This is a genomic window from Pseudomonas sp. Colony2, assembly GCF_019382755.1.
Lineage (GTDB): Bacteria > Pseudomonadota > Gammaproteobacteria > Pseudomonadales > Pseudomonadaceae > Aquipseudomonas.
Genome location: NZ_CP080030.1, coordinates 1902172 through 1914625, shown reverse-complemented (window position 1 = coordinate 1914625; position 12454 = coordinate 1902172). Strand labels below are relative to the sequence as shown.

The following is a 12454-nucleotide window of genomic DNA, read 5'->3' as shown; positions in this document are numbered from 1 at the left end:
TGGGCGTGACTTCGCAGAACTATCTGGGGTATGGCGAGTGGTTCGTGCAAACGCTGTTTGAATACACCGTCGTGCCGCCGGCGTGCAGCCTGAGTTCACCCGGCAGCGTCAACCTGCGCTTTGGCTCTATCAGCAACAGCGACCTCAATAACCAGATGCAGTCGACCACCGTGTCGATCAACTGCAAGTCCGCGATGCGAGCCAACGTCTACCTGCTTCCAAACCAGGCGGTAGTCAGCCCTACTACCGGTGTGACACGCACCTCGCTGGCAGGTTTGAACATGCAGGCGCTGTGGACCGACACCCTGAACCCGGTGAACTTCACTACCCCGCGCTTTATGCAGTTACGCGTGGGCAGCAATGACGTAAACCTGAGCTTCAAGCCACAACTGGCGGCCGGGCAATCACCGACGGGTGCGTTTCAGAGCCAATACACGCTGAACATCGACTATCAATGAGGGCCTTGCCATGAAAACTCCACTGCTCGCCCTGATGCTGCTCAGCAGCACCGCTCACGCTGCCGACGTGGTGAATATCACCGTCAGCGGCACCCTCACCCGCCCACCGTGCGTATTGAGTACCGGCACAACCCTGACCGCCGCATTTGGCGACGTGCGTACTGACCAGGTGGCGACCACCGGCACTGTGGAAGTGCCGGTGCGCTTGAAGTGCTCGTCGGGTTCTTCGCTAAATGTCAGCTTCACGTCCAATAACGGCACCTACACCTCCACCGTGGCCAAGACCACGGCGGATAACCTCGGTGTGTCGTTGCTGTGGGCGGACAACACGGCGGCAAACCTCAATGGCACCGTCAAGAAATACACCAACCTCAGCGGCGACGTGGATATCAGCCTCAAGGCGCAACTGGTCGAACGCGGCACGCTGGCGCCGGGCGCGTTCACCTCGTCGATGGTCATGACCCTCAATTACCTATGAAAGCGCTCGCCTGGATGCTGCTGGCCGTAGCCAGCACCGCCCTTGCGCAAGCGGCGGAAGAAGCGCAGATCGACGTCAGCGGCAAGCTGACCGCACCGCCGTGCACCGCAAGGTTTCCGAGTACGCAACAGGTGGACCTGGGCAAGGTCAACCTCAACCAGTTGGCCGACGGCAGCACCGTCGCCACCGATGTGCCGCTGGTCTTCGACTGTCAGGCGGGCGCTCAGGTCGAGCTGAGTTTGTCGGCGGGCATGGCCCGGGCCCTCACCGTCAGCCCGGTGCTGCTCACCAATCTCCCATCCCTGGGGTTGCAGGTGCAATTGCGTGACAAGACCGACAAGCCGGGGATCGGCCTGGGCCAAACCGGCACCTGGCCGGTAGAAGACGAACCGTTGGCGCTGACCCTGCGCGTCAAGCCCGTGTCCCTGGGCGAGCTGCCCGAGGCGGGTAGCTACAAAGCCACCCTGTTGATGCAGATGACGTACCGCTGATTACTGAAACTGCCGGGCTTCGATGCAATAGGTCAGCAGCGCCTGGTCACTGTCCACCTCCAGCTTGCGCATGGCCGAAATCTTCTGCGCGCTGACGGTCTTGTTGCTGCGGCTCAACTGCCGCGCGATATCGCTCACGCTCATGCCCGTCACGAATAAACGCAGCACTTCCATCTCCCGTGGCGACAGGCTCTGGAAGCGCGCCTGCACCTGGGTCACATTGGCCAAGACCGAAGTCGCGGCGGGCTCCGGTGCGCGGTAACTGCGCTGGGCACTGATCGCGCCGAGGGCCTTTTCGATCTCGCCGTGCAGGTGGTTCTTCTGGATCACCCCGGCCACACCCAATTCCTGCAAGCGGGTGAGAATCAGGCTGTTGGAAATCATGGTCAGCACCAGCACCTGGGTCGCGGGAAAGTGACGCAGGATGTACTCGATCAGCTTCAACCCATCGCCATAGGTGTCGTCACCCGGCATGTTGAAATCGGTGATCAGGACTTGCGGCCGGTGCTTGCGCAACTGCTCGATCAGTTGACTGGAACTGACCGCCTCGCCCACCAGGCTGTAGCGTGAATCACGCTGCACAATTTCGCGCACGCCCACCAGTACGATCGGGTGGTCATCGGCGATCACAACGTTCATTTCTCGCATTCTTTATCTTCCTTGTAATGGGCTTTCATCAAGTTTGCGACTCTGCCAGCAAGCACTGCGCAACCGCTGTAAGCCGTGCGCACACGCCTCGAATCTGCGTGGTGGCGTATGTATCCAGCGGTGCGTCGTACAGGGTGTTCTCCCATGCCTGACAAGCGCTGGACAGTTCCCCGGCACGCACACTGGCCAGCGCGCCGTTGAGGCTGTGCAAACGCTCACGTACGAGGGTGGCATCGCCGGCCGTCAGGCCTTGTTCGATCTGCTGCACATCCACCAGCAACGTGTCGGCCATCAGTTGGCGCATGGCCGGGGAAAGCTCGATCCAGCCTTCACGGTCCCGGTCCACCTGCACCACCGGCAAGGCCGTGGCCCGCCGGCAGTGCGCCATTAACGCCTGGCGCAGCATGCTCAGGCTCAGCGGTTTGACCACCCACGCGTTCATGCCCACCGCCAGGCAACGCTCGCCCTCCTCGCGCAGGGCATTGGCGGTGACGCCGATGATCGGCACCTGGACGCCTTGTTCACGCAACGCGCGGGCCAGGTCGTAGCCGTTGAGGCGCGGCATATTGATGTCGGTGATCACCAGGTCGAACGGCTGCGAACCCCAGATTTGCAGCGCATGCTCGCCGTCACGCGCTACGGTGGGGTGGGCGCCAAGGGCCTCGAGCTGTTCTTGCAGCACGGCCTGGCTGACCGGGTTGTCTTCGGCGACCAGCACGCGCACGTTCAGGCACGGTGCGTCCAGGCACGGCGGCATCGGCGGTTGTTCCGCAGAGGGCAGGGTTTCCTGAAGCACCGGCAAGGTGATGAACAGCGAAAAACTGCTGCCCAACCCTGGCTCGCTGACCACGCGCATGCTGCCGCCCATCAACTCACTCAAGCGCGAGCAGATAGACAGGCCCAGGCCGGCGCCATTGCCGTCCTGGTCGCCCGCTACCTGATAAAACGGCTTGAACAACTGGTCCAGCGCCTTTTCCGGAATGCCCACGCCGGTGTCAGTGACCTGCCATTGCAGGGTCACTTTATCGTCAAGTAGTTGCTGCACCATCAGGCGCAAACGCACGCGCCCGGAGTCGGTGAACTTGATCGCGTTGCCCAGCAGGTTATGCAGGACCTGCCGGATGCGGCCAGCATCGCCAAGCAGTTGCGGCGGTAGCAGCGGGTCGATCTCGGCATCGATCTGCAAGCCTTTATTGCGCGCGGTCGCGCTGAACGCCAACACCGATTCCGCCACCAACTGGCCCGGGCTGAACGGCGCCGCTTCCACGGCCATTTGCCCGGATTCGATTTTCGATACATCCAGTACGTTGCTGATCAACTGGAACAGCACAGTGGACGAACCCTGGATAATTTCCAGGTAGTGGCGCTGGCGCTCGCTCATGTCGGTCAGGGCCATCAGTTCCAGGTTGCCGAGCACGCCGTACAGCGGGGTGCGGATTTCATGGCTCATGGTTGCCAGGAACACGGTTTTGGCCTCGTTGGCTTCGGTGGCTTCCTGGCGCGCCTGGGTCAGCAACTGGGCCTCGTCCACGTGTCGGGTGATGTCGTTGCAGCCGCAGAGGAACACGTCCTCACCTTCGTACCGCGCCGCCACCACCACGACCTGCAAGTACCGCCCCTCCACCGCCAGGCACATCTCGCCGGGGGTATCCGGGCCATCGTTGGCCTTGAGCACGTCGAGCAGCGGTGCGGTGCCCTGCAATTGCAGCGCGCGCTGGTTTTCCAGGAGTAACTGGTGATCGCTGCGGCGCACTACGCACAATCCCACCGGGGCGTTGTGCAGCATGATGCGGTTGAATGCCTCGCTCTCGAACAGACGCTCCTGCGCGCGTTGCGCCGGGCTGACGATGCGGGTCTTGTACCAATGGTTGATCCACCAGCCCAGCAGCACGGCCGCCAGAAACGTCAGGCCAAGGCCCAGCAGCGGCCATTTGGCGTAGCGCAGGAAATCCTGATAGCTGATGGCGTACAGGCCGGTCCAGTGCTCGCCACCCTCGCTGAGCATCTTGAAGCGCAAACCCTGGCTGTTGAAGCTCAGGCCCAGGGGCGCCATGTGTTCATCGCCGAGGCTGCCGAGCAACACGTCGCCCTGGGGCGAGATCAGGGTGAACTGGTTGTAGACCGACAGTTGCAGTACTCGCTCGATTTCGTCGACCTGCGAGGTGTCCACCACCGCCGCCAGCGTGAGCAGGCCCTGAGGCTGATTGGCCGGCAATACGGCGGCAGGCGCGTCGAGGCCGATCATCGCGACCACGCTGCGGCTGTTCTGGTACAACTGCGGCGGCGCACGCATCCAGCGCACGCGGCTGTCGGTCAGCAGGAGGCTTTGGCTCTGTTGCAGTTGCTGCAAGCGGCTCACCACGTCGCGGTACTGCTCGCGCAACAATGGCTGGTGCTGGCGCAAGCCGCCCACGCCGGGCACGGCCAGGCTGGCGACGGCATTGGGGGTGAACACGAACAGCTGCGGCGAGGCGTAAAACGAGCTGGCCCAGTAGCCGCCGTAGTAGTCAGTCAGTTGCACGCCAAACGCCAGTGCCCGGCGCGTGTCATCCGCCGAGAACGTCTCGGCGTGGGACAAGGTGAAGGGTAGCGACATCGCAAACCCCTTGGCCTGCAACACCACCTGCCCGCCTTCGTGCTGCAACTCCACCACCGAGGTCGACTGCACGGCCGGCAGCGGCGGCGCGTTGCTGCGGCTGTAGCCACTGGCCACGTTGCGCAGGAACGCCTCGTGCTCATGGATGATCTCCACCACGCGGGCGAAGTGGAACTCGACCTTTTCCTGTTCAGCGTCGAGCAACCGCGACACCGCCCAATAGCAACTGCTGGACAGCAACAAGGCGAGCCCCGTGAGCAATAACAGGGCTTTGTTCAAGCGTTGAGAGCTTTGCGCCAGCTTGTCCAGGCGCAGACTTGCATGTTTCATCGTCAGTACCGCAGAAGCCTGAATCAGGATATGGGGCCTATGCTTGATCCCGGCATTGGCCAATAACGCCCGGCTGACCGGGCGACCCTTCCTTCGGGCTTCTTGACTGTGTGACCCTGGCCACTCACATAAGTGCTGGCGCAGGGCCATCCTCGATTAACAGGGCGCTGAATTTTTCCGCCGCCACGGCATGGGAGATCAGGAAACCCTGCACCTGATCGCAGCGGATACGCCGCAACATCGCCAGCTCCGCCTGGGTCTCGGCGCCCTCGGCGATGGTGGTCAGCCCGAGTTTGCGGCCCAGCTCGACAATGCTTTGCAAGGCCGACGCCAGGCTTTCGTTCTCGGCACAGCCATGCACCAGTGACCGGTCGATCTTGACCTCGTTGAACGGCGTCGACACCAGGTTGAAGTAGGAACTGAACCCCTTGCCGAAGTCATCCTGCGCCAACCCAAAGCCCATCATGCGCAAGCGACATGCTCCAGCGTAGTAGTTACTGGGCAGCCGTGTGGTGGAGCTTTCCATCAATTCGAAGGTAATTTGCCGGGGTTCGGCGTCGCGGCTTTGCACCTGGGCAAGCAGGCGGTCGACCAGGTCGCTCTGGTCGAGCAAATGCGTGGGCAGGTTGATCGACACCGGCAGCCGGTAACCGAGTTGCGCCCACTGGGCCTGGGCGATGAGGGTTTGGCCGAGAATGCAGGTGAGCAAGCGGGTTTCCAGGTCAAGGCGCTCGATGTCGTCAAGAAACGCGCCGGGCATCAATAACCCTTCCACCGGGTGCACCCAGCGTGCCAGGGCTTCGGCGCCCACGATGCGCCCGTCATGCAGGGATTTTTTCGGCTGGAACCACGCCTGGATTTCACCATTGGCCAAGGCGCGCTCAAGGTTCTCCCGGGCATGGCTGACACCCCGGTGGCAACACGGCGTGCGCGCCTGCTCGGCGAGTTTGTCGAGGCAATCGCGCAGGGTGCGCACCTCGCGTTCGCGCACCGGCTTGGAGATTAGCCCGGCGACGGTCAGGCCGAGGTTCCCGGCCACCTGCCCGGCGCCCACCAGCATGCGCCGCGACGCCACGCTCATCAGCGCCAGCGCAGGCGGCGCGTGCATGCGGGCCAAGTGCTGGATCAGTTGCACACCGTCCATCCCCGGCATCATCAAGTCGCTGAGCAGCAGATCGTAGCGCTGTCGGGCCAGGCGTTGCAGCGCGGTGGCGCCATCCCAGACCACATCGACGTCAAACCCGCCGATGGCCTGGAAGACGTTGATCAAGTACTCATGCTGGAAAGGATGGTCTTCCACGATGAGTACGCGATAGGCGCTCAAAGCACCCTCCTCTGATAGCGATGCAGGCACTGGTAGAGGGCGCGCAGGGTGAACGGCTTGACCAGGCAATGATCCATGCCAGCGTTCAGGCAGCGCTCGGCTTCGTCGAGCATCGCGTTGGCGGTGGCCCCGATGATCGGCAGTGAGCAACCCAGGCGACGCAGTTGTTCGGTGAGTTCATAGCCGTTCATGCGTGGCATGTTGACGTCGGTGAGAATCATGTCGAACGCGGTATCACCCCACAATGACAGCGCTTCAATGCCGTCGCCGGCCAGCACCACGCTGCAGCCGAGCTCTTCCAACTGGTCGCGCAGGATCAACTGGTTGATCAGGTTGTCTTCGGCCACCAGCAGGCGCAGGTTGAGGCTGAACTCGGTGGGCTTCTCGCTGATCCTCGGCGACAACAACTCTTCGCTGCCCTGGGCGCGGCTGACCGCACGGTTGAGCGCCTGCAGGTTGTTCAGGCCGATCTGCCAGGGATAAGCGCCATGCTCGTCGACCGCGGCCATCACCCGCGGCCCGGACCAATGCACCAACTGGTCGGGCTCGGTCGGGCCGGGATACAGCTCGACCAATACCGCGCCGGGGTCGGCCTCGGCGGACTCCGGCGCACCGAGTTGCGCGCGCGCGCCCCAGCGACGCAACCAGCCGCCAACACTTTCCGCCAGCTCACGCACCGGCGACACCACATACACCCGCTCGCCGAGCAGCGGCTGCGCCCAGGGAGCCTGGTCGTCGTCGTTGACTTGCTCCAGCGGCAAGGTGAAGGAAAAGCTGCTGCCCAGGCCCGGTTCGCTGACCACCCGCAAGGTGCCGTTCATCAAGTGCATCAGGCGCTTGCAGATCGACAAGCCCAGGCCGCTGCCGGCGACCACATTCGCATTGCCGCTGACCTGGAAGAACGGCTCGAACAGGTACCGCTGGTCTTCCTCGGCGATGCCCTTGCCGGTGTCGACTATCTGCCACTGCAACATCGTGCGCTCGCCTTCACGGCTTTCCAGGCGCAGACGCAAGACAATCCGGCCGCTTTCGGTGAATTTCAGCGCGTTGTTCAGCAGGTTATTCAGGATCTGGCGGATGCGTGTGACATCCCCGCTCACGTGGTCGGGCAACTGCGGGTCGAGGCAGGCGAACAACTGCAGGCCCTTGCTTTGGGCGGCGCCTGCGTAGCCCTGGATCACTTCCTGCACCAACTCGATCGGTGAGAACGTGCTGAACTCTAGGGACAGTTGTCCCGCTTCGATTTTCGACACGTCCAGCACATCGCAGATCATTTGCAGCAAGTTCGCCGACGAGCCCTCGATGGCATTCAGGTAGCCACGCTGCTGGCTGTTAAGGTCGGTGCGCGCAAGCAATTCCAGGGTGCCCAGCACGCCATACAATGGCGTGCGGATTTCATGGCTCATGGTTGCCAGGAACAGGGTCTTGGCCTCATTCGCCGCGTCCGCCAGCGTGCGCGCCTGCTGCAGGGCCAACTCCACCTGCTTGCGTTCGGTGATGTCGCTGAAGGCGCAGATCAGCACCTCCTCACGCTGGTAACGGGTTGGCGCGAAACTCAGGTACAGGTGACGACCGTCGGCCATTTGCAGCTCGTCGGTGCTGCTTTGTTCCGACTCATCGAACGCGCGGCGAATCCAGCCGTGACACAGTTGCTGGCGCTCGTGGCCGTTGCCCAGCCATTGCCGGGACAGGGGGTTTTCCAGCACTACCTCGCCGTCGCTGCGGCGCAGCACGCACAAGGCCACTGGCGCGATGCGAATCACCGCACTGCTGAATGCCTCACTCTCCACCAGCGCTTCGATGCGATTGGCTGCCGGGATAATCAAACGCTGATCGATGCGCCGCACCAACCGCACCATCAACAAGCTGGCCGCTGCGCACAACAGCAGGCACAGCAGCAACGGCATGGCCAGGCTGGGCAACAGTGAACTCAGCTCCAGGCTGTAGACGATCTGCCACTGGGAGTAACCCAGGTGCTTGCGAATGGCCAAGCGATCCGGCAGCCAGCGGCTGCCTTCCCAACCAAAGCTGGCCGTGGCGTGATACTGGCGCAGCACCTGCGCAGCCGAGGGTTGATGAGGCGTGCTGCTGAAAATCAGCTGCCCGGCGCCGTCAAGCAACATGAAGTCCCCGGCTTTTTCATGCTGCAGGGCGTTGATCAGGTCCGGGCCGTCCACCTCCAGCCCGAGCCAACCCGACGTGGGGCTACGGTCGTCGAGGCGGGTGAAGATGTATAGCGGTGAATCCAGGCGGCTCTGCTCAGTCAGCCACAACTCATCGCTGACCGAGACCTTGCCGGTGTCCACCGCCATCAACCGCTGCAATACCGGCTGCGGCACATTCTCCGGGGCCGCCCCAACGGTAAACAGGCGCTCCACCACCGGCTCGGCGCGCTGCGCGACGTAGATCAGGTTGACCTGGTTGACCTGCAGGTAATCAAGCAGGCGCCTAGTCAGCCAAAGGCTCCAGATATTGCCCGCCTCGCCCAAGGTGATGTGCAACTCTTCGGCCGGCACATTATTGAGGTTGCCCACGGGTGGCGTGACATGACGAACCGTCGACAGGCCGAGGCTTTTGAGCAGCGTCTGGCGGCTGACAAAAAAACTCTGCGCATCGGAAATCGCCTCATTCATATAACTGCGCCGTAGCGAAATTTCCTCATTCAACGCCGCACGCAAGTAGCTGTAGGCACCCACATACACGCCGAGCACCAATGCCAGGGCAAACAGCCGCAACAACTTGCGCGCGGCCTTGGGCGTCGAAAAAGAAGAGTCGAGTGGTTGCAGGAAATGTTTGAGCTTCATCGCCAAAAGAGTAAGCGTGGCGAGAGGGTAGTTGAATAAGACGGATCTCAAAGCCCCGCACTGCTTGCGCCGATGGAACTCTCGCGCAACACGCTGTTCTAGACACCTTCGTCGCTGCATGCGTAGCATCGGCGGCTGTCCTTCGTGCACTTCATCAAACAGAGTTACCCATGACTATCCAGCAAACACCCGGGCACGTGCTGCCCGCGCGCAGCGCCGCCAAAATGGAAGCGGCCATGGCCGTGGGCGCCTTTGCGATCGGCACCGGCGAATTCGCCATCATGGGGCTGATGCCCGACATCGCCCACAACCTCAATCTCAGCGAACCGCAAGTGGGCCACGCCATCAGCGCCTATGCGCTGGGCGTGATGGTCGGCGCCCCGCTGCTGGCGATCCTCGGCGCCAAGTTGCTGCGTAAACACATGCTGCTATTGCTGATGGGCCTTTATGCCCTGGGCAACCTCGCCACGGCGTTTACCCCAACCTTCGGTTCGCTGGTGGCCTTCCGCTTTATCAGCGGCCTGCCCCACGGTGCCTACTTCGGCATCGCCGCCGTGGTCGCCTCCAGCATGGTGCCCAACGACAAACGCGCTGGCGCCGTCGCCCGCGTGATGATGGGCCTGACCCTGGCCATGCTGCTCGGCAACCCCATCGCGACCTTCCTCGGTCAACACTTGGGCTGGCGCTCGGCGTTTGCACTGGTCAGTGCTATCGCCCTGTGCACCATCGCGCTGGTCTGGCAATTCGTGCCGGATCGCCACGACGAACCCCGCAGCGACCCGCGCAAAGAACTGCGCGCCTTCACCAAACCGCAGGTGTGGATGGCGCTGTCCATTGGCGCTATTGGTTTTGCCGGGATGTTTTGCGTGTTCAGCTACCTGGCGCCGACCATGCTCGAAGTGACGAAAGTCTCGCCGCAGTGGATCCCATTCGGCCTGGCCGCGTTTGGCGTAGGCGGCATCATCGGCAACATCGCCGGCGGCAAGCTGTTTGATCGCCTGCAATTTCGCGCAGTGGGCTGGATTATGGTGTGGTCGATGGCCGTGCTGATCTTCTTCACCTTCGCCGCGAGTTCGCTGTGGGGCGTACTGCTGGGTATTGGCCTGGTCGGCACCATGATCGCCATGGCCGCGCCGCTGCAAATCCGCTTGATGGACATTGCGCATGAGGCACCGAGCCTGGCGGCGGCGTCCAACCACGCGGCGTTCAACCTGGCGAATGCGCTGGGGCCGTGGTTCGGTGGGATGGCGATTACGGCGGGGTATGGGTGGACCAGCACGGGCTACATTGGCGCGGCTACGGCGCTGGTAGGCTTGGGCATCTACCTGATCGCCCGACGTATGAAAGGCGGTCACTAAAGCCCTCCCACGATCCAATGTGGGAGCGGGCTTGCTCGCGAAAGCGGTGGGTCAGTCACTGAGTAAATGACTGCCCCACCCGCTCAGTCAGTCATCATGCATCAACCCCGAACCATACTCCCCGTAACTGCTCCCCAGCGCGTTGCCCCCAAAATTCATCTTGGCGGCCTTGCTGGGGCTGTGGTCGCCAAAGGCTTGGCATCCCCCTGAATAACAAGGGTCGCTACTCAGGTCGCTACTCATGCCCGATGAACCCGACGAACAAGCGGCCAAGAGCAACGTGCCTGCGACCATCACGACTTTGACGAGGTTGGAGATCATTTTTTCAGTTCCCTTTGGGCTTATGGGCTGAGCGTAGGCCTCAATGCCGGTGAGAATTATGAAACTTTGCCGTAGGACAGGATCGGTTCAGGTTGATGTCGTTTTGGCGACGAATTATCCAGGCACATATTCTGATTGGCGATATCAACAGTTAGCCCCTACATATTAAAGCCGACCAGGCATCAATTCAGATGAACCTGCGGCCTACGTAGAGGGAAGCTCAAGTAATGGCTAAAGACGAAAAAACCAGTGAAAGCATCGCTTCAAAAGCAGCCAAGCTGCTGGCGGATCCCACCACTCCGCCGGATGTGAAATCTGTGGCGGCTTCGGCGCTGACTCAGGCGCCCGACAAAAAGAAGAAATAAGCTGAAAACCGTGCCAGGGTGGCTGGAGCTCTGGCACTGGCCACCACGGCACCACGCCCATTCCTGTTAAACTGTCCGCCCTTCGCCTTATCCATCTCAGATCCTAATGTCCTCACCTATAGCACCAACGCCATCGTTCTCCCGTCGCTTCTCCGTTGCTCCGATGATGGATTGGACGGACAGACACTGCCGCTTCTTCCTGCGCCTGCTGTCCAAAAACGCCCTCCTCTACACCGAGATGGTCACCACCGGCGCAATCCTCCACGGCGACCACGAACGTTTCCTGCGCCATAACGAGGCCGAGCATCCACTCGCCCTGCAGCTGGGCGGTAGCGTCCCCGCTGACCTGGCCGCCTGCGCCCGCATGGCCCAGGACGCCGGCTACGACGAGGTGAACCTCAACGTCGGCTGCCCCAGCGACCGGGTGCAAAACAACATGATCGGCGCGATCCTGATGGCCCACCCGGCCTTGGTGGCGGATTGCGTTAAGGCAATGCAGGACGCCGTCTCGATCCCGGTAACGGTTAAGCACCGCATCGGCATCAACGGCCGGGACAGTTACGCCGAGCTGTGCGATTTCGTTGGCCAGGTGAAGGACGCGGGCTGCACCAGTTTTACCGTGCATGCGCGAATCGCCATTCTGGAAGGGCTGTCACCGAAGGAAAATCGGGACATCCCGCCCTTGCGCTACGAAGTTGCCGCCCAGTTGAAGCAGGATTTCCCTGAACTGGAGATCATCCTCAACGGCGGCATCAAGACCCTCGAACAGTGCCAGGAACATTTGCAGACGTTCGATGGCGTGATGCTGGGCCGCGAGGCTTATCACAATCCGTATTTGCTGGCCGAGGTGGATCAGCAGCTGTTTGGCAGTACGGCACCTGTAATCACCCGCGCCGAGGCGTTGGCGCAGTTGCGTCCTTATATTGCCGAACACCTGGCGACAGGTGGCTCGATGCATCACATCACGCGCCACGCACTGGGGCTGGGGACGGGTTTCCCGGGGGCGCGGAAGTTTCGGCAGTTGTTGTCGGTGGATATTCACAAGGCCAGTGATCCGCTGGCGTTGCTGGATAAGGCCGGGGAGTTGCTGGAGGGGCGGTGATTTGGGTGTCAGTGGGTTTATTGGGTGGCTGACACGTCGCCTTCGCGAGCAAGCCCGCTCCCACATTTGGATGGGGGGGATGTCAGGAAGATGGGGCAAGGCTGCTCCCACCGTTTGATCGGGTGGTCATCGGGCAGTTGGGTTGAACCTGCTGACTGTTTTGGCCTCCTATTGAGCAT

The 12454-nt window shown here is 62.0% G+C and carries 10 protein-coding genes and 1 pseudogene; 6 read left to right on the top strand and 5 right to left on the bottom strand.

The window, feature by feature from the left end:
* The 3 genes and pseudogenes from JV201_RS08195 to JV201_RS08185 all read left to right on the top strand — a co-directional run.
* Positions 1–458 (top strand): annotated as a pseudogene (locus tag JV201_RS08195) (fimbrial protein); the annotation flags it as partial.
* Positions 459–468: 10 nt separating this feature from the next.
* On the top strand, positions 469–936 hold the full coding sequence (locus JV201_RS08190) for a fimbrial protein (RefSeq protein ID WP_003218898.1): 468 nt from the start codon (positions 469–471) through the stop codon (positions 934–936).
* The gene (locus JV201_RS08185; RefSeq protein ID WP_003218900.1) at positions 933–1427 is read left to right on the top strand and encodes a fimbrial protein; all 495 of its coding nucleotides are present in this window, start codon (positions 933–935) and stop codon (positions 1425–1427) included. Before JV201_RS08190 ends, JV201_RS08185 begins: the two co-directional genes overlap by 4 nt.
* Here the strand turns inward: JV201_RS08185 and JV201_RS08180 are convergent, their stop codons facing one another.
* The 4 genes from JV201_RS08180 to JV201_RS08165 all read right to left on the bottom strand — a co-directional run bounded on the left by JV201_RS08180 (position 1428) and on the right by JV201_RS08165 (position 9129).
* On the bottom strand, positions 1428–2075 hold the full coding sequence (locus JV201_RS08180) for a response regulator (protein ID WP_017477281.1): 648 nt from the start codon (positions 2073–2075) through the stop codon (positions 1428–1430).
* Between the two features lie 28 nt (positions 2076–2103).
* On the bottom strand, positions 2104–5001 hold the full coding sequence (locus tag JV201_RS08175; RefSeq protein ID WP_087693699.1) for an ATP-binding protein: 2898 nt from the start codon (positions 4999–5001) through the stop codon (positions 2104–2106).
* A gap of 124 nt (positions 5002–5125) precedes the next feature.
* Positions 5126–6325, bottom strand: a complete 1200-nt coding sequence (locus JV201_RS08170; protein WP_102368407.1) for an EAL domain-containing protein — start codon at positions 6323–6325, stop codon at positions 5126–5128.
* On the bottom strand, positions 6322–9129 hold the full coding sequence (locus JV201_RS08165; protein ID WP_219406723.1) for an ATP-binding protein: 2808 nt from the start codon (positions 9127–9129) through the stop codon (positions 6322–6324). Before JV201_RS08165 ends, JV201_RS08170 begins: the two co-directional genes overlap by 4 nt.
* A gap of 170 nt (positions 9130–9299) precedes the next feature.
* Between JV201_RS08165 and JV201_RS08160 the strand changes: the two genes are divergently transcribed.
* Positions 9300–10487: an MFS transporter gene (locus JV201_RS08160; RefSeq protein WP_134325967.1), complete on the top strand. Its 1188-nt coding sequence runs from the start codon at positions 9300–9302 to the stop codon at positions 10485–10487.
* 87 nt (positions 10488–10574) lie between these two features.
* Here the strand turns inward: JV201_RS08160 and JV201_RS29590 are convergent, their stop codons facing one another.
* Positions 10575–10808 (bottom strand): hypothetical protein, encoded by a 234-nt coding sequence (locus JV201_RS29590; RefSeq protein WP_003218911.1) that lies wholly within the window; start codon positions 10806–10808, stop codon positions 10575–10577.
* A gap of 227 nt (positions 10809–11035) precedes the next feature.
* Between JV201_RS29590 and JV201_RS08155 the strand changes: the two genes are divergently transcribed.
* Both JV201_RS08155 and dusA read left to right on the top strand, forming a co-directional pair.
* Positions 11036–11173 (top strand): hypothetical protein, encoded by a 138-nt coding sequence (locus JV201_RS08155; protein ID WP_166742147.1) that lies wholly within the window; start codon positions 11036–11038, stop codon positions 11171–11173.
* A 106-nt stretch (positions 11174–11279) separates the two neighbouring features.
* Positions 11280–12275 (top strand): tRNA dihydrouridine(20/20a) synthase DusA, encoded by a 996-nt coding sequence (dusA, locus tag JV201_RS08150; RefSeq protein ID WP_219406722.1) that lies wholly within the window; start codon positions 11280–11282, stop codon positions 12273–12275.
* Positions 12276–12454: the final 179 nt, after the last annotated feature.

What these genes read in the sequence shown, in the direction of transcription:
- dusA (WP_219406722.1), top strand. Translation starts at nt 11,280, where the DNA reads ATGTCCTCACCTATAGCACCAACGCCATCGTTCTCCCGTCGCTTCTCC.
- JV201_RS29590 (WP_003218911.1), bottom strand. Translation starts at nt 10,808, where the DNA reads ATGATCTCCAACCTCGTCAAAGTCGTGATGGTCGCAGGCACGTTGCTC.
- JV201_RS08180 (WP_017477281.1), bottom strand. Translation starts at nt 2,075, where the DNA reads ATGCGAGAAATGAACGTTGTGATCGCCGATGACCACCCGATCGTACTG.
- JV201_RS08190 (WP_003218898.1), top strand. Translation starts at nt 469, where the DNA reads ATGAAAACTCCACTGCTCGCCCTGATGCTGCTCAGCAGCACCGCTCAC.
- JV201_RS08175 (WP_087693699.1), bottom strand. Translation starts at nt 5,001, where the DNA reads ATGAAACATGCAAGTCTGCGCCTGGACAAGCTGGCGCAAAGCTCTCAA.
- JV201_RS08185 (WP_003218900.1), top strand. Translation starts at nt 933, where the DNA reads ATGAAAGCGCTCGCCTGGATGCTGCTGGCCGTAGCCAGCACCGCCCTT.
- JV201_RS08155 (WP_166742147.1), top strand. Translation starts at nt 11,036, where the DNA reads ATGGCTAAAGACGAAAAAACCAGTGAAAGCATCGCTTCAAAAGCAGCC.
- JV201_RS08165 (WP_219406723.1), bottom strand. Translation starts at nt 9,129, where the DNA reads ATGAAGCTCAAACATTTCCTGCAACCACTCGACTCTTCTTTTTCGACG.
- JV201_RS08160 (WP_134325967.1), top strand. Translation starts at nt 9,300, where the DNA reads ATGACTATCCAGCAAACACCCGGGCACGTGCTGCCCGCGCGCAGCGCC.